General features: G+C 54.5%; 16 protein-coding genes. 15 read left to right on the top strand and 1 reads right to left on the bottom strand.

Annotation, left to right across the window (positions count from 1 at the left end):
- Positions 1–74: 74 nt before the first annotated feature.
- From FUA23_RS00215 to bshB1, 8 genes are all read left to right on the top strand, one after another.
- The gene (locus FUA23_RS00215; protein WP_147928682.1) at positions 75–956 is read left to right on the top strand and encodes an MBL fold metallo-hydrolase; all 882 of its coding nucleotides are present in this window, start codon (positions 75–77) and stop codon (positions 954–956) included.
- A gap of 189 nt (positions 957–1,145) precedes the next feature.
- A complete protein-coding gene (uvrC, locus tag FUA23_RS00220; RefSeq protein WP_147928683.1) occupies positions 1,146–2,966 on the top strand; it encodes an excinuclease ABC subunit UvrC in 1,821 nt (606 codons plus the stop codon).
- A gap of 24 nt (positions 2,967–2,990) precedes the next feature.
- Positions 2,991–4,139 carry a beta-ketoacyl synthase N-terminal-like domain-containing protein gene (locus FUA23_RS00225; protein WP_147928684.1) on the top strand — a complete coding sequence of 383 codons (1,149 nt, stop codon included), beginning with the start codon at positions 2,991–2,993 and terminating at the stop codon, positions 4,137–4,139.
- Positions 4,140–4,261: 122 nt separating this feature from the next.
- Positions 4,262–6,298, top strand: coding sequence for a TonB-dependent receptor plug domain-containing protein (locus FUA23_RS00230; protein WP_147928685.1), 2,037 nt, complete (start codon positions 4,262–4,264; stop codon positions 6,296–6,298).
- 81 nt (positions 6,299–6,379) lie between these two features.
- Complete coding sequence (locus tag FUA23_RS00235) at positions 6,380–7,528, top strand: lactonase family protein (protein WP_147928686.1); 1,149 nt, start codon at positions 6,380–6,382, stop codon at positions 7,526–7,528.
- 112 nt (positions 7,529–7,640) lie between these two features.
- The gene (locus FUA23_RS00240; protein ID WP_147928687.1) at positions 7,641–8,219 is read left to right on the top strand and encodes a hypothetical protein; all 579 of its coding nucleotides are present in this window, start codon (positions 7,641–7,643) and stop codon (positions 8,217–8,219) included.
- Between the two features lie 146 nt (positions 8,220–8,365).
- Entirely contained in the window at positions 8,366–8,929 is a 564-nt protein-coding gene (locus FUA23_RS00245; protein WP_147928688.1) for a hypothetical protein, read from the top strand.
- Between the two features lie 331 nt (positions 8,930–9,260).
- Positions 9,261–9,992: a bacillithiol biosynthesis deacetylase BshB1 gene (gene bshB1 / locus FUA23_RS00250; RefSeq protein WP_147928689.1), complete on the top strand. Its 732-nt coding sequence runs from the start codon at positions 9,261–9,263 to the stop codon at positions 9,990–9,992.
- Between the two features lie 83 nt (positions 9,993–10,075).
- Here the strand turns inward: bshB1 and FUA23_RS00255 are convergent, their stop codons facing one another.
- Positions 10,076–11,410 (bottom strand): polysaccharide deacetylase family protein, encoded by a 1,335-nt coding sequence (locus tag FUA23_RS00255; RefSeq protein WP_147928690.1) that lies wholly within the window; start codon positions 11,408–11,410, stop codon positions 10,076–10,078.
- A gap of 208 nt (positions 11,411–11,618) precedes the next feature.
- Here FUA23_RS00255 and FUA23_RS00260 point away from each other — a divergent pair, with 208 nt between their 5' ends.
- The 7 genes from FUA23_RS00260 to FUA23_RS00290 all read left to right on the top strand — a co-directional run bounded on the left by FUA23_RS00260 (position 11,619) and on the right by FUA23_RS00290 (position 21,091).
- Entirely contained in the window at positions 11,619–13,331 is a 1,713-nt protein-coding gene (locus FUA23_RS00260; protein WP_147928691.1) for a hypothetical protein, read from the top strand.
- A 272-nt stretch (positions 13,332–13,603) separates the two neighbouring features.
- Positions 13,604–14,365, top strand: a complete 762-nt coding sequence (locus FUA23_RS00265; protein WP_147928692.1) for an ABC transporter ATP-binding protein — start codon at positions 13,604–13,606, stop codon at positions 14,363–14,365.
- Complete coding sequence (locus tag FUA23_RS00270) at positions 14,358–16,025, top strand: hypothetical protein (RefSeq protein WP_147928693.1); 1,668 nt, start codon at positions 14,358–14,360, stop codon at positions 16,023–16,025. Before FUA23_RS00265 ends, FUA23_RS00270 begins: the two co-directional genes overlap by 8 nt.
- Before the next feature lie 139 nt (positions 16,026–16,164).
- A complete protein-coding gene (locus FUA23_RS00275) occupies positions 16,165–17,967 on the top strand; it encodes a carboxypeptidase-like regulatory domain-containing protein (RefSeq protein ID WP_147928694.1) in 1,803 nt (600 codons plus the stop codon).
- A gap of 99 nt (positions 17,968–18,066) precedes the next feature.
- On the top strand, positions 18,067–18,378 hold the full coding sequence (gene rplU, locus FUA23_RS00280) for a 50S ribosomal protein L21 (RefSeq protein WP_147928695.1): 312 nt from the start codon (positions 18,067–18,069) through the stop codon (positions 18,376–18,378).
- Positions 18,379–18,472: 94 nt separating this feature from the next.
- Positions 18,473–19,195: a 50S ribosomal protein L27 gene (gene rpmA, locus FUA23_RS23010; RefSeq protein ID WP_147928696.1), complete on the top strand. Its 723-nt coding sequence runs from the start codon at positions 18,473–18,475 to the stop codon at positions 19,193–19,195.
- Between the two features lie 657 nt (positions 19,196–19,852).
- Positions 19,853–21,091, top strand: coding sequence for a DEAD/DEAH box helicase (locus FUA23_RS00290; protein WP_147928697.1), 1,239 nt, complete (start codon positions 19,853–19,855; stop codon positions 21,089–21,091).
- The last annotated feature ends 262 nt before the right edge of the window (positions 21,092–21,353 follow it).

Genomic DNA, 21,353 nt, shown 5'->3' on the forward strand with positions numbered 1-21,353 from the left:
TGTCCGGAACCGGATTGGTGTCAGGGTGAAAGAAACAACGTTAAGCAACACAGCGAACAGATTAAGTCGTATAGATGAAAAATGATTTGATAACAAGGTTAACAACGGTCCTTGCCGGCACCCTTGAGTTAGATGGCGGAGCCATGTTTGGTGTCGTCCCTCAATCGGTATGGAGCAAGGCATACCCACCGGAGCCGGGAACCAACCGCTGTACCTGGGCCATGCGGTGTCTGTTGATAGAGACAGGTGATGGCCGTAAAATACTGGTAGACACCGGAATCGGGGAAAAAGACGACGAGCGTTTCCGCAAGCATTTTAATCCGAGTGTACCGCAGGTGTTGGCCTCCGGGCTGAAAGAAGCCATGATCCGGCCTGAAGAAATTACCGACGTCCTGTTCACCCATTTACACTTCGACCATGTGGGGGGAGCAAGCTACCTCGACGAAAAGGGGAAGGCGCACCTCACTTTCCCCAACGCAACGCATTGGGTAAGCGGAAAACACTGGAACTGGGCCAATACGCCTAATGCACGCGAAGCCGCCAGTTTTTTACCTTCTAACCTGAACCCTCTGAAGGACAGCGGCAAACTCCGTTTTCTTCCCGATCAGGATTCTGATTTTGAGTGGCTGTCAGGGATTCGCCTGCGGACCGTATATGGCCACACTGAGGCTATGCAGTTGCCCTTGATCGACCTGCCCGACGGGCGCAAACTGGCTTATTGTGCAGACCTGATCCCCAGCGCCGCTCACCTCAGTTTGCCCTGGGTGATGGCTTTCGACGTCCGCCCGCTGAGCACGCTGGAGGAGAAGAAACGGCTGCTCAGAGACGCCCTGGCCGGAGACTGGACGTTACTGCTCGAACACGACGCCAAAGTGGCCGGAGGACGTTTGGCCGAGAATGATCGTGGCCGGCTGACGCTGACGGATACTTTTGATAGTTTCAATTATAAAGGGTAACCGGGCGCGGCCGCAGGTGCACTACAAGGTTGGAAGGAGCCAGGTTGAAGGGGAGAGGAGATCTCCCTCCGCACCGTACCGATTTCCGGGGCTGCAACTTTGCCCGAAAACGTGCACGGCATCCTGCGTCCCCGCCGGATTATTCCCTTCCGCTTCAAACGATTTGTTAGAGCAACTGTTACTTCAACCATGACCACCGAAGATTTCAAGGCCATTGCCGATACCATACCCAAACAACCCGGTGTCTACCGGTTCATCAATTCGGATGATAAGATTATTTACGTGGGTAAAGCGAAGGTTTTGCGCAACCGGGTGGCCAGCTATTTTGGGGAGCGTAAAGACCGTTTGCACCGCACCCGGATTATGGTCCGAAACGCCAGCCGGATCGAATTTACCATCGTAGAGACCGAAGCCGACGCTCTACTGCTGGAAAACGCACTGATCAAAACCCACCAGCCACGCTACAACATCCTGCTCAAAGACGATAAAAGTTACAGCTACATCTGTGTTAAAAACGAGCGCTTCCCCCGGGTGTACGTCACCAGAAATGTGGTCAGAGACGGCAGCAGTTACTTCGGGCCGTATACGAGCATTACCCAGCGCAAAATCATTCTGGGGCTGATTAAAGAACTCTTCCCGCTCCGAACGTGCAACCTCAATCTTTCCGAAAGCAACATCGAAGAAGGTAAGTTTAAAGTCTGCCTCGAGTACCACATCAAAAATTGCGAAGGACCCTGCGTTGGTGAAGAAACGGAGGAAAGCTACAACGCCAAGATAGACCAGATCAAGAATATCCTGAAGGGTAATTTCGCCGAAGTGAAGCGGCACCTGCAGGCAAATATGGAACGCTACGCCGAAGAGATGGAATTCGAAAAAGCGCAGCAGCAAAAAGACAAGCTGAATGCCCTGAAGAACTACCAGAGCAAATCGCAGATTGTCTCCATCACCATCAAAGACGTGGATGTGTTCGGCCTCGCTATCGACGAAAAAGAAGCCTACCTCAACTACATCAAAATCGTGAACGGAAACATCATCAACACCGATACCCGGGAAATTGTGATGAACCTCGACGACGACGCCGAGAGCCTGCTCACCTACGCCATCCCCGCGATGCGCGACCGCTTCAACAGTATCGCCCCGGAGATCATCCTCGACCAGGAAATGGACCTGCCCGGCGTAGACGCAGAGATCGTGGTTCCCAAAATCGGGGATAAAAAACGCCTGCTGGAACTCTCCCAAAAGAACGCCAAATACATGCTGCTGCAGCGCAAAAAGCAGCGCATCAGCCACCAGAACAAACAAACGCCGGCCGAGCGTATTCTCCGGACCCTCCAGTCGGACCTCCAGATGAACGAGTTGCCGATGCACATCGAGTGTTTCGATAACTCCAACATCCAGGGAACCAATCCGGCAAGTGCCTGCGTGGTCTTCAAAAACGCGAAGCCAAGTAAGAAGGACTACCGCCACTACAACATCAAAACCGTAGTGGGGCCGGATGACTTCGCCAGTATGAAGGAAGTCGTTTTTCGCCGCTACCGCCGCTTGCGGGACGAAAACGAGCCCTTCCCGCAGCTGGTCATCATCGACGGTGGTAAAGGTCAGCTGAGCCACTCTATGGAAGCAATCGATGAGCTTGGTCTGCGCGGAAAAATGGTAGTGGTGGGCATCGCCAAACGATTGGAGGAAATCTATTTCCCCGATGATTCCGTTCCGTTGCACATCAATAAGAAATCGGAATCGCTTCGGCTCATCCAGCAGTGCCGTGACGAAGCTCACCGTTTCAGTTTGCGCCATCACCGCAACAAACGGAGCATCGGTATGGTCGGTACCGAACTGCACGAAATCCCCGGCATCGGAGATAAGACGGTGCAGAAACTGATGGCCCACTTCGGTAGCCCCAAGAAAGTCCGTAATGCCCTCGCGTCGGAGATTGCGGAGGTGACGAACCTAAGTACCGCAAAAAAGATCCTCGACTACTACCGGCGGAAGGACATCATTGAGGGCGAGTAATCAAAATCGTACCTTCGCGCCCCGATGAAAATTAATATCCACGGATACGGCAGTATTTCAGCGGCGGGCGGCAGTTCTGCAGCCGCCTGGAAGACTTACGTGCAGGGCACGCCCAGTTGGTCGGTCGACGAACCAACCGGCATGCCGGTTTACAAGATCAAAGAACTCCCCGGCCACAACCAAATCGAGGCCTTCACCGAGCGAACGGACCCCGACCGAACTACCGTTCTCGCGCTCCATGCCGCCGATGAGGCGGTGCAGCAAGCGGGCTGGTTGGGCCAGGATTTCAGCATCATCGTAGGCTGCTCGCGCGGACCAACGGAGAGCTGGGAAGAAGGCTTTGTTCATTACCTCGAGAAGGGGGAGGCGCGCTTGCGCACCTCACCAAAAACGACGCTGGGCAGCATCGGCTTCGCGCTGGCCGACTTCTTCGATACATCGTCGCCGGCGAGTAGCATGAGCATGACCTGTTCGTCGGGGATGCACGCAATCCTGCACGGCATTGCCCTCCTGAAATCGGGCATGGCCGAGCGGGTACTTGTCGGCGGAGCCGAAGCCCCGATCACCGACTTTACGCTGCGCCAGATGGAGGCACTTCGCATCTACGGCAAGGTTCCCGCTACGGGGCAACACGCCTGTCGGCCGTTGTCTGCGCCTCCCTCCGGGATGGTGGTAGGGGAGGGCGCGGCCTTCCTTGCGCTGTCGTTGGAGGATTGCCCGGCAGGTACGGGTACCTGTGTCGAGAACATCGCTTTTACCCGCGAAAGTACCCCGACGCCCACCGGAATAAGTGCTCGAGGTCAGGGATTAGAAAAAGCTATGCATGAGACAGTTGAATCGTATGGATTGCCCGATGCCATTGTGGCACACGCGCCGGGAACCAAACGGGGCGATCAGGCGGAACGGCACGCGATCGGTAGCCTGTACGCCGGGGTTCCGGAGGATGAATGTGTGACCTCCTTCAAGTGGGCGACAGGGCATACCTTCGGAGCCAGCGGTCCGCTGGCCATCACGGCAGCGTTGGAAATGTTGAAGGCGGAAAAGTTTTGCCCGATGCCGTGGCGGGAGGCTCCGGAGGTCGTCCGGGATGTCAAACGAGTGCTGGTAAACGCTACCGGTTTTGGTGGTAATGTGGCAAGTATCATGGTGGCGCGAACGCAGGATGCAAAGTGAGGGTTATAGGAGCGATTCTTTAATCTCTGCACATCGGTACGCCACGGCGGAATCCCCTGGTGAAGCACTGCTAAGTCATTTAACGACGCTTACCTTGCAGCCGAATTTAACAGCCCCAATCAATGCGTTTCTTTACCCTGCTCCTTGTTCTTTTTTATTGCACCTGCGTCCGCGCCCAAACAGCGGATACGTTAAGGGTTTACGATGCCCCAACGGCCACCGTACGCGCCTACGGTGACGGACCACAAGCAAACACAGCCGCTCCCGTCGTCAGGCTTCCGAACTACGAAATTGAACGCTACGATGAATCGTCACTGCTCTCCGGCCTCAACCGCATCCCCGGCGTCCGCTTCGAAGAGCGGGCCACGGCGAGCTACAGAATCGCCATCCGCGGAGCTTCGCTCCGCGCACCCTTCGGTGTCAGAAATACCCAGGTGTACTGGAACGGCATCCCCTACGGCGATCCGGGAGGGGACGTGCCGCTGAATTTTCTGGACGCCAGCAACATCGACCGGGTAGAGGTAATCAAAGGCCCGTCCGGAGGGTTTTACGGCCCCGGAACCGCCGGTACGCTCTTGCTGGAAACGGAATCCATCCGGCAGGAAGGACTGTTCCCATCCCAAAAGAGATACGGAGAAGCCAGCATCACCGCCGGCTCGTTCGGTTACCTGCGGGCAGACCTGACGCTGCAAAAACAGCAGGAAGAAAATACGAACTACAGCCAGTTTCGTGCCGGTTACCAACGAACCGACGGCTACCGCGACCACAGCGCAATGGACCGCCTTACCCTGCAGTACTCTTCGGTGATAGCGGGTAAAAAGCAGGGCGACGAAACCAAACTCCACGCCCTTTACACTAAGCTGGATTACGAACTCCCCGGCGGGCTGACCGCAGAGCAATACGCCGACAACCCGCGCCAGGCACGCCCGGGAAGCGCCGATAAAAATGCCTCGATCCATTACCATAACTTACTGCTTGGCCTGACGAATACGAAGTACCTCGGCCGCTGGAAAGCAGAAACGGCACTCTATACCACCGGCTTTTACTTCGACCATCCCTTCAACTTCGATTACAAACGCGAGGCCAATCTGGGTGCCGGTGGACGGGTAGCACTTCGGCGACTGCTGCGTAATGACCTCGACTTTGCCCTGGGTGTGGAAAGCAAACTCCAGTACCGTACCGGTCAGAATTTCACTAACCCCGACGGAACCCGCCCCGGAGAGCTCAACTTCAGCGACGAGATACTGAGTCAGGAGGGGCTGCTTTTCGGCCAACTGAACTATACCCCCGGAGCGTGGGATTTTCACCTCGGCCTCAGTAGCAGCCAGCTGGATTATACCATCGACCGAACCTTCGACGCCGACGGAAACACCGGCGAAACAGAGTTCAGTGCCAACCGTCCGCTTTCCCTGCGCTTAGCCGCAGGGCGTTCCTTTGATTTTGGCTACCTGTACTTCAGCCGGACCGACGGTTTCAGCCCCCCAACCCTCGATGAATTCCGGACCAACGAAGGAAGCCTCAACGTCAGCCTCGATCCGGAAGTTGGGACGAACTACGAAGTCGGATTCAGAACCAGCATCAGCGATAAGCTCAGTGCTGAGATCAACGTCTTTTATTTTGCCCTTGACGAAGCCATCACCAGTTTCACGGACGAGCGGGGAACCCAGTTGTTCCGGAATTCAGGTAAGACGAAACAACAGGGAGTCGAAATTGCGGCTACGTATCAGGCTCTGAACAGCACGGACCATTCGGTCGATCTGGACTTCTACGGTAGCTACACTTACTACGATTTCACCTACGGCGATTTTCAACAGGGAGATACTGATTTTACCGGCAACGACATCCCCGGCGCAGTGCCGCAAACCATCAACCTGGAAGCGAACCTTAGCCTGAAAAACGGCCTCTACCTGAACCTTTTTCACAATTACACCGATGCTGTTCCGCTGAACGACGCGAACGACGTGTTTGCCGATAGTTTTCATCTGCTGCGCGCAAAAATAGGCTGCACATTCAAAGGCTTTGATGTATTTCTGACGGGGTCCAACCTGCTCGATCAAAAGATGAGCTTTGGCAACGACCTCAATCCTGCCTTCGGCAACCGTTATTACCAACCCGCTCCGGGCCGAAACTTCCAGGCAGGCATCAGGAAAAGCTGGTAGGTTGAAGGCAGCGTACTGAAGGTAGAATGACCATGTCAATATTATTCTTTTTTCTGTACGCTGCATTCTAACTTCACGCCCATGAATCGCAACCAGTTATACTTCTGCCTCTTCCTTCTGTCCGGCTTTTTCCAGACCTGTACGCCGAAAGCCGTTGTTACGGAAGGCATCATTAACAATACCGCCTACATCGGGGCTTACACCCGTGATGAAGGTTGGGTGCACGGAAAGTCAGATGGTATATCTCAGATTACCGTTGATCCGGAGAGTGGCAGGATTTTGTCGAAGCGATCAATTGCCAGTATGGTGAATCCATCCTTTGTTCTGGAATCGGAGAGCGGCGATTATCTCTACGCGATCAGTGAGATGGCCCGCAAGGGCGAGCCGTCCGGTTCCCTGGTTGCGCTCGACATCAACGATGGTTACCGCAAGCTTTCGGAACTGCCAACGGGAGGGAAAGCTTCCTGTCACGTTGAAGTGGACGGAACCGGGAAGATGCTCATGACCACCAACTACCTGGGGGGCGTGGCGATGGCGTTTCTGCAGAAAGATGATGGCACACTCGTCGAGACCGACAAGTTTGTCGTGCCCGAAGGCGTAATGCCGGGCAAACAGCCGCACCTTCATTCTTCCAACTTCTCGCCTTCTAACCGCATCGTTGCGGTAGCGGATCTGGGTCTAGACCGTGTTTGGCTTTTTTACCCGAACCCCGTTACCGGTAAGATCACTCCGCACGCCCAGGGCCACGTACAATTGGCAAGCGGGGCGGGGCCCCGCCACACGGAATGGTCGGCCGACGGGCAATTCCTCTACGTCATCAACGAACTCAACGGTACGGTAAACGTGCTGAGCTACAACGGTGCGGAAGACCGCTTTAACAACATCCAGACGATCTCTACGCTGCCTGAGGGCTTCAGTGGAAAGAACTCCTGTGCCGACATTCACCTTCATCCCAGCGGCAACTTTCTTTACGGTTCGAACCGGGGGCACAACAGCATCGTAGCTTATACCGTAGACAAAAACAGCGGTAAGCTGGAACTGATTGGTCATCATTCCACCGAGGGCGATTTCCCGCGCAACTTCGCCATCGCGCCCTCCGGGAAATTTCTGTACGTTGCCAACCAGAATACCAGCAATATTACCGTACACAGCATCAACCAGAAGAGTGGAAAGCTCAAGTCTTTGGGGCAATCCTTCGACATCGCCACGCCAGTCTGCATTGAGTTTTGAGCAATCGGGTTGTTTTCTGATTTAAGTTGACGTAGCGGTATCTGGCCGCCAGGAATACCCCTGAGAGCAACACGTAGCGTAAACTCTGCGGCGGTCAGTGTAACTTCGCCCCATGATTTTACGCTACCTCGTTCTCTTCGGCGGCATTGTATTGATGATCACAGGCTGCAACAGCCTGGTGAGCCAAAACTTCGGCACTCATCGTTTGCGGACGCTTGATGTCACAGAAGCGGACGCCCAGGCCATCGGTGAGGCAGATTTTATCGAGGTCGCAGGTGCAGTGATGGCTAAGGTGGCCGTTACGACCTCAAAGAAAGATTTCTGGGGCAACACGACCGTTTGTCGCCCGCTGCTCAGTCCCGGACAGCAGCAAAGCCTGAACGCAGGAACCGCCATTGAAACTCAGCTCGTTGTCTGCTTCAAAACCGAAGACCCGGCTTGCCACGAAGATCCTGCCTGCCTTCCGTACTCAGGAACCAGAGCCATCGGCCTGGTCGGTGAACCGCAAGACGCAGAACAACTGCTGGCGCAGTTGGCCCAACATCAGATCAGGCTGAAGTCCCCGGTGGTCTTCCTCCAACTGGGAGAAAAACCAATGGCGTGGTACTGGAATTTGCTGATCTTTGTCGGGGGCATCTGCCTGGCCTTTATTCCGGAGGCGATTCGTCATAACCGCAAAGCATCACCTTGATTCTTTGTCTTTCATTGATACAACTTTTGCAATTAGCGCAAACTCTCTTAAGGGAGATCGCTTCCCCCGGAAGTACAGCCTTGTTATTCACAATCCTTCCTCTAAAAGCGTTCTTCTGTTTACTTTCCCCCCAATCAAAATCAACTATGAAACAGTTTTTACTCTTTTCCCTGGCTCTGACCATTACGCTCTTCTCTGCCTGTGGCGACGACGATGATGTGAGCCCTCTTGTCTTCATCGGGAACCCCGATGGCTGGATGATCGAAACCATAGAGAGCGATTACCAGGCTCAGGCCGACGCTGCCATTGCGGGTGTTACCGACGAAGAGTTTGCGGCCGCCGGCCGCACCCGCGCCGGGGTGGCCGCAGAATACGACTCTTTGGTAGCAATTGTGACCCTGGTTGAACCCTGCGATCAGGACGATGGCCTTTTCTTTTCCGTTGAGGGAGCAACCCAGTTGCTGCGTCGCTTTGAGATTTGCGAAAACGGCGACCTGAACGTCCTCGATGTGTTTCACGCCCGGGCTTATGCACTGAATGCCAGCGCTACAACGATCACCTTCAGGGATGTAACGGGGGCGAACCCGGTAGTGTACGACGTCGATGAACTGAGCGAAAACAACCTTAGTTTTAGCGGAACGCGTATGGTTTCCGATACCATTGTCGGAGACTTTTCCTACGATATTCAGTACAACCTGATCGCGAACTAAAAACCTTCTGAGCTTCTGGGGCGGGCCAAAAGAACCGCGCGCAAGCCGGGAACTCCCGCCCCAGAGGCTCGGGTTGGTTCCAATGTTGCACCGCAGGTGCAATTATACCGGAACCAAAGTGGTTTGGGACTTTATCGCTTGTTATCGCGGCGTCTGGCGGCGTTGCTGAAAACCTTACCTGGCTCAGGCCAGGCGCGGCTTTCAGCGCCTTACCAGCCACCACGCTAACGGCGCGCTAATTGTTCCAAACCACTTCGTTTCCGGTATACCGTCGGGGAACCAAAAACCTTCAGCCGGCAAAAATCGTTTCTTTCCCTTTACCCCGTGCCTTATGAAAGTAGATATTCTTGCCATCGGCGTCCACCCCGACGACGTCGAGCTCAGCTCCTGCGGAACCCTTCTTCGCCACGCCGATCTCGGCTATACCTTTGGCTTGCTCGATCTCACCCGCGGTGAACTCGGAAGCCGTGGTACCGGCGAAATCCGAACCGTAGAAGCGTATAACGCTGCAAAAAAGATGGGCGCGAAATTCCGGGAAAACCTGGACCTGCCCGACGGGTTCATGACCTATAGCGAGGAAAACCTGCGCAAGATCATTACCGTTCTTCGCCGCTGCCAACCGAAGATTGTTCTCGCCAATGCACTTGGCGACCGGCACCCGGACCACGGGCGCGCCGCCAAACTCGTTGCCGACGCCTGTTTTTATAGTGGCCTCGTTAAGATCGAAACCATCGGCGACGACGGCCAGCCTCAGGAGAAATGGCGCCCCGATGCTGTTTATCACTACATCCAGGACCGCAACCGGAAGCCTGATTTTGTGGTCGATATTTCGGCTTATATCTCTAAGAAAATGGAGTGTATCCGCTGCTACCGCTCTCAATTCGACGATCACGAATCCAACGAGTACAGCGCGGAGGTGAAGACACCAATAAGCGGGAAAGACTTCATGGCTTTCATTGAAGCGAAAGGGCGCAGTTTAGGCCGCGAAGCCGGCTATGAATTCGCCGAGGGATTCGAAACCGCCCGGTATCCGGGCGTAAGCGATCTTTTTGACCTGAAGTAAAGTCGTGCCAGGAGGCGATCCTTCGTACACCGTCAGAAAACCATCCGTTCAACTCTCTTTGCACCCGCGTCCGCGCCAGACAATCACACGTTGCCGGTATTGCGCAAAGCCATCACGAGATCGGCGTAAGCCTGCTGCCAGCCCTGCCATCCGTACTCTTCCGCAAAACTGGAATTGTGCCACAGTAACATGAAGTCGCCTCCGAAGGGGCGGACGGCACTGGCCAGGTTTGTCGTGTAGGTGACGGCAGCTTCCGGGCCCAGCCCGAGGTAGTTTTTCAGCGTAACGTCCATCGCCACGAAGGGGTGAACCGTAAGACCGGTTGCTTCTTCTTTTTCGAGATCGTACCAGAAAAACGGCAGGTTGGTACCGGCCCGCCAACCGGCTTCATCGGCGTACCCCATCGTGTAGTCGTGGGTGATTCCCGCGCTCCGCAGGTCGCGATAGGTCGCTGGCAGCCTGAATCGTAAAAAATGCTGGCGGGAATGCCGAACGGCCCGCCCGGTAAGTTTGGCCAGCCTTTCAACTTCTGTACGTAGAATTTCCGGGCTGTCGCTCGCCCGGTAGCTGGGGTGAATACCAACATCGTTCGTTGATGATAGCTCCCTGATCAATGCCTGCTGCGCAGCAGGAAGCGGGTAGGGATTGGGGTCTCTTCGGTCGGTGTTATCGGCCAGGAGCCAAAACCAGATCGGGTTCAGTGCCGCTTCATCAGGGCCCGGGGGCAGGTGCAGGGCATGCAGAATAGCAAGGCTTTGGTAGGGATCGCGCTCCGGCGAAGAGGTGAACCTCTTCCAGGCGCGGGCGGGATGACCGGTCAGCAAATCACGAAAGCCCGCGGCTGCGCCGCGGACGCCACGGTGCTGCCAGGCCCAGAGGATGTCTATGTCGTAGCTCGGTCGAAAGCGCCAGGGGTGGACTTTGGTGGGGGGAAGCTCCGGGAAAACTGTCCGTAGCTTATGGTCCAGAACCGCCGCCCATTCCCGAACGACCGGTCGGTGCAGGTACCCGTTCGTCCTGGCGTGGCTCTCCGCTGCGGGAAACCTGTTGTGAGCATCGGCAGCGAATGGCTGGTATTCCTCGTAGCGCGAGAGGGCGTAAAAGCAGCAGGCCAGGTAATCTGGTATTCCGTCAACCAGAAAAAAAGCGGGAACTCCGTCCTTGGTGCTTACCCGCAAGTCGTTTGTTTCCGGTGCTCCTCCGTGCAGGATCGGGTGCGCCGGCAGGCGTAAGTAGGTTTCGTCTTCGAAATCCACGGAAATTGATACTTTCGCCCCGCTTCCGGCCTTCTTCCAGCGGTCCGGGTCGGTCATCAAACGGAGATCGTAGCCCAGGTCCCGGCTGAGTTCCTTCAGCACGTAGCGCAACCGTGGGTGGCGGTGTCTGCTGAAAACGGGGATGACAGTGGGGGAGGGCATAACGCTAAGGTAGGGGAACTTCCAGTGTTTTTACTATGCCGTTGATGTTTCAATTGCTGTGTATGGTTCCTCCTTCGGGGTGAATGACGGTTACTCTTCGTCAAATTCAATTCGATTGTGTGAAACTTAACCTGTTCCAAATGCAATACTGAGCCGGCTGAAAACATTTAATTAGCTGCCGCCTTCTATAATCCCCAGTCAGAAACACATGAATCGCCAATTACTAAGCTTTTTGCTTTTTATCGCCATTTTATCTACTTCCGTCACCCTTGATGCGCAGCGTCGTAACCGAAAAAACAGTGAGCCGGAGTGGCCGCCTCAACGTGCTTATGGCCGTACCACCCTCGGTAATGCGTTGCAGGACATTTTTCAACGGCATTACGATTTCTGCGGATTCACTAAAGCCGAGGGCAAACGTGATTACACACCACCTACCATCGAACGCTTTTTGGGTAAACGTACCCTGCGCACACGAGTGGAAAAAGCCGATATCAACGGAGGCAATCTGTTGAGTTACATTTTTACCGAAGATGAAACCGGTTACCCGCTGGAGATGATTCGCTACCGCGCAGATCAACTACTGTACAACGAAGCGGATGGAGTAAACCTTTTGCCCGAACCCCGGCCGGGATTTGATGCCTTCCTGCTAACGAAAAACTGTAGTGGTTTCCTCAAAGCAGCGCTGGACGGAGGCCTCAAACCTCCTTATTCCTCCTTCGGAACAGCTCTCGATACCGACAGCCGGCGCAACAGTACCGTGGTGGCAATGGCGGGTAGCTTCGTGAGTCCGCTCAACGAAATCCTGAACGCCAACGATGCCCGGACCACCGAGCTCATGGCGCGCCTCTGGCGCTTCTACCAGGATCACCCCGAATATGCCGGTAAGGCTTATTTCCTCACTCAGTTCGAAGGGGTTAGCCTTAAGCACCTGACGGATGCCGCCGAGGTTGCAAAGTCGGAACAAACCCTTGGTGTCAATGTAGCTATTCCTTTGGCCGGATCGATCAATACCTCCGTGAACCGCTCCCGCACAAGTGATAACACCTTTGGCGGTACCGACTGGGAGACCATCGTTTATACCGATTTTGCGGGCCCTTACCAACGTGACCGCCTCTTTGCCCGCTTGCCTTCTCCCCAGGATATTGAGAATTATTTCCGTAACACGCCCGTGGTAAGTGCTAATGGCCAGCCGATGCCATTACGGGAAGGGGGATCTCACCAGCACTCCGTCAACATCGACGGATTGCCCGCCGGCCTGGCCGGCGCTGGCTGGCGGATTGATAACCTCCGGGGTGGAGCCTACCGGGGCGCTCCTTCTCTTCAGGTAACTTCCCACGGCGATGCCGGTTTATCTTTTTCCGTAGATGGCAATACTTCTCCAGACCTGTTCCCCCAGGACCAGCCCGGAGCCATTGCGAACGTACCGCTTTACTACGAGTTGGTATTGCCCGCCCGTGGCAATTTACCCGCTCTCCGCATTCCAGTCAGCCGCCGACTGCCAACGTCGATGCATCCACTTACGGATATGGCTGGTACACGCTTCGAGCTGCAGCGTAAAAACAACGGGCAGTACGCCTTCCGCTGGTACCTGACCCTTAATGTCAACGATACTGAAAACCCGCTCGATCCAACCGGGAAGTTCGAAGCCATCGAAATCACCGCCGGGTACCCCGACGACCCTGTCGATCTCCGCACGGTAGAAACTACTTTTGATCGTTTCCGCTCTACTATGACTGTCATACTGGAAACCAACTCCACCTGGCCACTTGACGTCATTGATGACCGTAATATGCGGACCCTGCCGTTGAAGCTGCAGACGTGCATGCCGGTGAAGGATGGATATAGCGTATGCCGTCGGCCCATCTCTACGCGCCTGGCGGTGCCCCGGATCCGGACTTATGTGCCGGTTAAGATTGATTAATGCACAGCTCCATGGCAGTTACCCGGCCGCTTTCACCCCCGGTGAGCCGCCGGCAGTAGCGACCTCCGGTAGCGCAGCGCCTATGGCCACCGTACCGCGAGGATGTTTCTTCTGTTCTCCGCCGCAGGCGGAGGCCAGCCGCTGTGGTATCTCTTTGGACTTTGTTACGGGGCCATTTAACCTCCCGTATCAGCAATCCGTCGAAAAACCACTAACCAAATAAGATTTATCCTTCTCCAGATCTTAGTTTTACCCGGAAAGCACCATTCTCTATGTCAATCATAAAAATAAGTAACCTGCAAAAAGCCTACGGCTCAAAATCTGTACTGAGAGGTATAGACCTAAGTGTGGAAGCAGGCCAGATCATCGGTTACATCGGCCCTAACGGTGCGGGTAAGTCGACCACTATCCGCATCCTTGCTGGATTGGACAAAAACTATACTGGTGATGTGGAAGTGCTGGGCTTTGACGTGAAGAAAGACCCAATGGAGGTCAAGCGGCGCATCGGGTATATCCCCGAAGCGGCCGAGATTTACGAGATGCTGACGCCGAAAGAATTCTACGAGCTTGTTGGTGGTCTTCAGGATTTACCGTGGGAAACCACCCAAAAGCGCGCCAGCCGCCTTCAGGAATACCTTGACCTGAAGTACAGCCCCGACCAGCGCATCGACACCTTCAGCAAGGGGATGAAACAAAAAGTGCTGCTCATCAGTGGCCTCTTGCACGATCCCGACCTGATCTTCCTTGATGAACCCCTGGCTGGCCTCGATGCCAACTCCGTCATCCGGGTGAAGGATTTACTGCAACAGCTTACCGAACGTGGGAAGACCATTTTTTACAGCTCCCACATCATGGAAGTGGTGGAAAAGATCAGCGACCGCATCATCCTGCTCAACGACGGCAAGATCGCTGCCAACGGCACCTTTGCCGAAATCAACGCCCAGGCTCACAGCGGTAGCCTCGAGACCCTATTCTCTCAACTGACGGGCGGCTCCGCAGCCAGAACCGACTTTGACTTCACTGCTGATGAATAAGCTGTTCCTCTGGCTGGTAAGCCTGTTCAACCCCGTCTGGCGTAGTATCGGTGCCGATCCTAAAGCCATCTACCTCATACTAAAGGCCAAACTCCTGATGGACGATCGGGGTGGCATGATGATGGGCCAGCGCCAGAAGCGCAAGAAGGGGATGGAGTATATGACTTTCATCTTCATCGGCATCTTCGGGTTGTGTTTGGTCGGGCTTTTTATGATTACGGAGCATTATGCGACTGCCGTCGGGTTAGGATTCAGTATGTGGGTTGCGTTCATTGGTATGATGCTGATTACTGAAATGAGCGAAAACCTTTTCGATCAACGTGACCTCTACGTATTGCTCAGCCGACCAATCAACGATTTTACCCTGAGCATCAGCCGGATACTTCACATTGCGGTGTTTGCCGGAAAATTTGGCCTCTGCCTTGGTTTGCCGACCCTGGTCTACCTCGCCGTTTTCGCCGGAGCCTGGCCCGCTTTCGTGTACTTTCTCCTCTCCATATTGACCATCGTTATCACCATGACGGGGACCCTTGTATTCTACCTGCTCCTGCTCCGTCATGTTGATTCAGCGAAGCTGAAGAAAATCGTTGGTTATTTTCAGATAGTGGCAACCTTCTTCTTTTTCATTGCCTACCAGTTGCCCAGCCTGATTGGCGACGTAAAGGTTCTGCAGAACATCGTAGTGGTGGGCAAACCGTTAGGGTTTACGTTTCCCGGGCTCTGGCTTGGTGGCTTGTACGAAGCGATGACAACAACGACGGCCAGTCCGTTGGCCTACGCACAGGGGCTTCTGGCCCTGATCGCCGCAGGTACAGGATTGTGGTTTTACATAAGGCAAAGCAGAGGCTACGCCGACCGTTTGCTGCAACTGCGCGTGGCAGGAGCAGAAAACGCTGCTGAACCGCAAGGCACAACGAGCACTTCCGGTAGCAAATCTCCTGTCCGTGATTTTCTGGCGGGCTGGCTGACCCGGCCGAATCAGGAACGGGTGTCGTTCCGTTTTCACTGGAACGTGATGCTGCGGGATATGGGCTTCAAGCAGCGCACTTACCCTTCTTTGGTTTATCTGCCGGTCATCCTCGTTATCACCATTTTCAGGGACGCATTTATGGGAGAGGAAGAATTTTCGTTGGGCGACGGAATGATGCTGATGCTGCTCTATTTTCTATTGTGGATATTGCTCATCCCTCTGGGCCAAACGAAGTACAGCGAAAATTACCGGTCAAGTTGGATATTTGAGGCAACGGCCAACCCATACCCCAACCGAATCTATTACGGCCAGTTCATGGCGGTTCTGGGCATGTTCTATCTCCCGATGGCCCTGCTGATTTACACCGCTGTTCTGATCTATTGGGGCCCTTCTCACTGGATCGACATCCTTCTGGCGATGGGCACTACGCTTCTATTTACCCTGGTCTATAACCAGACGGACAAGGACGCTCCTTTCTCCCGTTCGAAGGAAGACGCCAAATTCGGGAATATCGGACCTTTTTTACTGGTAGCCTTTCTGGGGAGTATCTTTGGTTTCGGGCACTGGGCGCTGCAACTTTTTCCTTACGTCCTGATGGCGGCTACAGTAGTGGTATGGTGTGTTTTGCTGGGTTGGATATGGTATTTGCGCAGAGATACAAACGGGGGCGCGGCCGCAGGTACATGGTGAGGTTAGAGGCATAGTTGTGCACCGGCCCGGGGCCAGGATCTTTGGCCGGGATGCCATTCGCAGGCACTCGGCTCAAATATTCCTGATACCTTTTGTGTAATGTTGAACAACGGATCATCCAGTACCTAAAACACCCCACATGCGCTCACTACTTACCTTGCTTTTCATATCCGCACTTTGCACCTGCGCCCTCGCCCAGAAAACCATCAGCGGTTGCGTGGTCGGGGAGGACAACGAACAACTTATTGGTGTATCAGTCTACGTCAATGGTTCTGCCGATGGGGCGGCGACGGGCCTAGACGGTTGCTTCTCCTTTGAGCAAAGAGGAGATTCAGTCGCGTTGAAACTTACCTATGTTGGTTACGTGACACAGTACGCTGTTGCATACGCAAACAAGCCGCTGACGATTAAAATGAAACTTTCTCATGACTTGCTTGACGAAGTTGTCGTCATTGGCTACGGTGAGTCCCGCAGAGAATCACCAAGTCGGAAGACAAGATCGGCCGCCGCGCCGTCGACGACCGCCGATTACGCCCCCGTTGCCAGCCCGGATACCTACGAAGTGACTTACGAGCGGGTGGATGGTACATCCGACCTGGCCGCTGCGTCCACTCCCGATATTTCGGCCGGCCAGCTAACCGCCGGTGAAACCAATGACTTCGGCAAATGGGAACTCTGGACCGACATCAGCAAAGAAGACCTCTCCGAGTTTCGTGACATCTGGCAGTTTTACCCGGACAATCGTTACGCAACCCAACTCACTTTCCCGAACGGTCACCCTGCCGTTGACGTTCCGGTCAGGCTTGTCAACCGCTGGGGCCAAACTATTTGGTCGGCCCGTACCGATAACCGTGGCCGCGCCGAACTGTGGGCGGGCATGACCGGCGACAGCCTGACGCCCGCGTCGCAACTCACTCTTGTCGCCGAAGCAAGCGGTAAGACCTACTCCATTCCCGGAGCACAGTTGTTTCAGGATGGCCTTAACACCCTGGAATTGCCCCGGCAGTGCAATCAGCGCACTGAGGTCGACATCGCTTTCGTGGTAGATGCGACCGGAAGTATGGGCGACGAAATCCGCTACCTCAGCAGTGAACTTACCGACGTAATCAACCGCGCTCAGGCAAACCTCCCCGGCGCTGAGCTGAGAACCTCCGCCGTGTTTTACCGGGACAGTTCCGATGTCTACGTAACGATCCATTCCGACTTTACCGAAAAACCTGAGGCAACGGTTGGTTATGTCAAGTCGCAAGCACACGGTGGCGGCGGAGACCACCCCGAAGCGGTAGACGCTGCGCTCCAAACAGCGGTAGATTCGCTGGCGTGGCGCGAAGAAGCTGCCGCCCGTCTTCTGTTCCTGGTGCTCGACGCACCACCGCATCAGGATGAAACCAGTAGAAAAAGATTGCACGAGACCACTCGTCAGGCCGCAGAGAAGGGAATCCGTATCATTCCGGTCGTTTGTTCCGGTATGACCAAAGACGGAGAGTACCTCCTGCGCTCCGTTGCGCTGGCAACCAACGGAACCTACGTTTTTCTGACCGACGACAGCGGGATCGGTGGTAAACACCTGGCACCAACCACGGATAGTTACGAGGTTGAAAAGCTCAACGACCTGATGGTTCGCGTGATCGGTCAGTTCAGCGAGACCGAGTCCTGCGATGACCCCACCGACCTAAGTAGCCTCGAAGAAAACGTTCGTAAAAAAGGCGACTTGAGGCTAAAAGCTTTCCCTAACCCAACCCCGGGACCGGTAACGGTGAAGCTTCCGCGAAGCGAAGGATTATTGTCGGTTATCGATCTGAACGGTAAGTTGTTGCAGCAACTTGAAGTTACCGGCCGCCGACAAGAACTACAGCTGGGCGGCCTGGCGGCAGGTACTTATATACTAAGGTATGAGGACGGTGAAGAGAGTAGGGTAGTACGGATAGTACTGACGCGCTAAAAGCCATGAAAACCGGCTCGCAAAAGAACAATGGTAAAAACTAGCAGATAAATAAAATAATGCTTACCTTTGCGCCCCAATAATAAAATACATTTTCTAATGTTTGCAATCGTAACCATAGCCGGTCAACAGTTCAAAGTAGAGGAAGGTCAGGAGATCTTCGTCCACCGGTTAGAAGCCAAAGCCGGCGATTCCGTCAGCTTCGACGGTGTACACCTCACCTCAGGTGATGCTGGTGTCACCGTTGGCACGCCGAACGTAAAGGGTTGGTCCGTAGGGGCAACCGTCATTGATCACGTGAAAGGCGACAAAGTCGTTGTCTTCAAGAAGAAGCGCCGCAAGGGGTACCGCGTTAAGAACGGTCACCGCCAGCAGTTCACTAAGATCAAAATTGATTCCATCGCAGGCTAGTCACGGCCCGCACTCTTAATTTGTTCCCTTAACGGGGAGCATGAATAATTAACCCACTGACAATTAGCGTTGTCAGTGCCATAAATAAAATACCATGGCACACAAGAAAGGTGTAGGTAGTACCGATAACGGCCGCGACAGTAACAGTAAACGCCTTGGCGTTAAGCTCTTCGGTGGCCAGGTTGCCAAAGCAGGCAACATTATTCTTCGTCAGCGTGGCACCAAGTACCACCCCGGCGAGAACGTTTACATGGGCCGTGATTACACGATCCACGCTAAAGTAGACGGCAACGTTTCTTTCCGTAAGAGCTACCGTAACCGCATGTACGTTTCTATCGTACCTGAGGGAACCGAAGCTCCAGTTGTAGCTAAGCCGGCTCCAAAGGCCAAACCTGCTGCTAAGAAAGCTGCTCCAGCTCCAAAACCTGCTCCGGCTCCAGCTCCCGCTGAAGACACCACCGTGCAGGCTGCTGCTGCTATCCCGGCTGAAAAGCCAGCCGCTCCGGCAAAGAAGAAAGCTTCCGCTAAGATCGAACTGCCATCCGGCAAGAAGATCAAGCAGGACGATCTGAAGGTAGTAGAAGGCATCGGTCCTAAGATCGAAGGTCTGCTGCACGCTATCAACATTAAGACCTGGCGTGAACTCGCCGACGCTCCTGTGGAAACTGTTCAGAAAATGCTCGACGATGCGGGACCCCGTTACCGCATTCACAGCCCGGCAACATGGGCTAAGCAGGCAGGTCTCGCTGCTGACGCTAAGTGGGCCGAACTGGAGAAACTCCAGGACGAACTCGATGGTGGTAAGGAAGTAAAATAATCCGGATTAACCATCCCCTAAGGCAGCCCGGTTGAGCACTCGCTCAGCCGGGCTTTCTTTTGTCTGGTAAGCTGATCCGACAGCAAGCCGGTTTGCCGGCTTGAGGCCTGCGTGGGAAGGAATTTGCAACAATAGAACGCCTGAGGCGTTTGCATAATCGTCACACGTCACCGCCCAAATTCTGGTTGACCCTACAGTTTATTTAAATTGGGAAGTGACTTAGGCTTGTCTAGGGCGGGCCTCAAAGCCTTTGACTTGTCAGGCTTCTGAACGCCGGTGCAAACCGGTTAGTAGGACAAGGGGATTACCGAACCAGGCCAGCTATCCCAACCATGTTCTTTTGAGGAGTCAAACCGCTCCGGGAGGGGCGTGTGGCATTTTTAAAACGATACGTCGCCTGTCACGTCTCTCCTCTCCCGAGGAGAGGGGCCGGGAGGGAGGGAGATTTGTGCATCTCGTTATACCCCGAATCGAACGCTGTCTCAGGCATTTGCTGATAAAAGCGTATCTTTGCACCCGAATTCCGATGAGCGCGCCAAACGAAGGCCCGTGGATTACTGTCGGTCTTAGCGCCAAGCTGGCGTCAACTTTTCTTAAACCTTTGATCCTGAGCGTGTTGTAATCCCGCTGATCTCAAGGTTCTCCCCCTTTTACCAAATGAGTAATAATCGTTCTGGTGGTGGCTCTGGCCGCCCCAACAACCGTCGTAAGAAATCTTCTAACGGCGGAGGCCCCAATCGCGGAGGCGGACAGCGCCGTGGTGGCGGTGGTCGTCGTTCCACCCACGTTTACAAGCCGATTGCGGCTGAACTAATGGTCCATGAGGCCGTCCCGATGAAAAAGGTTGAGTACATCTCCAAGACGGTTTACGCCGACTGGGACCTCAGCCCGAAGCTGAAAATTGCCCTCCGTAATGCGGGTTGGGTTCGTCCTACCCAGATTCAGGAAGAATCTTTTGCCAGCATCGTCGACCTGCGCGACGTGATGGGTATCGCGACTACCGGTACCGGTAAAACCGGTGCTTTCCTGATCCCCATCATCGATGCCCTGCTGAAGGATGAGCCCTTCCAGACGCTCTGCCTGGCGCCCACGCGCGAACTGGCCCTGCAGATCGAGGAAGAGTTCAAAACCCTTTCTAAAGGAACCACCTTCACTTCTATCTGTCTGATTGGTGGACGGAACATCAATACCGACATTCAACGGCTCAAGCGCGACTACGATCTCGTAGTAGCCACTCCCGGCCGTCTCAAAGATTTGCACCAGCAGAAGAAAATTGACCTCAAGCAGGCTTCTGTACTCATCCTCGACGAGTTCGACCGGATGCTGGACATGGGTTTTCAGAAGGACGTTATGTTCCTCGCCGATCAGATGGGCGAGCGCGACCAAACGCTCCTGTTCTCTGCAACCCTGGACAAGACCCAGAAGAAACTCATCGATCACTTCCTTACCGATCCGGTAACGGTTGCTGTCAGCAGTGGCGAAGCCAGTGCTGAGCACATCAACCAAACGGTACGTTACGTCTCCGGAGACGAGAAGTTCGACGTTCTCATCGAGATGATGCAGGAACCAGAGCTGAAACGCGTACTGGTGTTTGCCGAAACCAAGCACCGGGTGAAGAAAGTGACCAAGAAACTGAACCAGGCCGGCATCAAAGCCGACGAAATTCACGGCAACAAAAGCCAGAACTACCGTCAGAAAGCCCTTAAGGCTTTCAAAAGCGGACAGATCAAAGCGCTTTGTGCTACCGACGTAGCGGCCCGCGGCCTCGATATCGATGACATCACCCACGTGATCAACTTCGAAGCTCCGACCGATTACGATGTGTACATTCACCGCGTTGGCCGTACCGGCCGTGCCGGTAAGACCGGAGAGGCGATTACTTTTGTTGATAACTAGAGTCTTGTCAAATAGATTTCTGCACCTCAGGCGCTGGTGGATTTTTGTAGCTGACCAGGCGAACAAATGCTTGCATAGCCTTAACTACGGAAGTATTTGTTCAACGACGTCAGGTACGAAAAGACGCCGCGGATGAGGTGCAAGAATCTGCTTTACAAGGCACTCGTGCACTGACAATCGGGTTCTACCGATCGTTATGTTCCCCCGTTGACTATTAGTCGGCGGGGGAATTTTTTATGGCGCGGGCGCCGGATGCAGAGTA

The organism is Neolewinella aurantiaca (assembly GCF_008014675.1).
GTDB lineage: Bacteria > Bacteroidota > Bacteroidia > Chitinophagales > Saprospiraceae > Neolewinella > Neolewinella aurantiaca.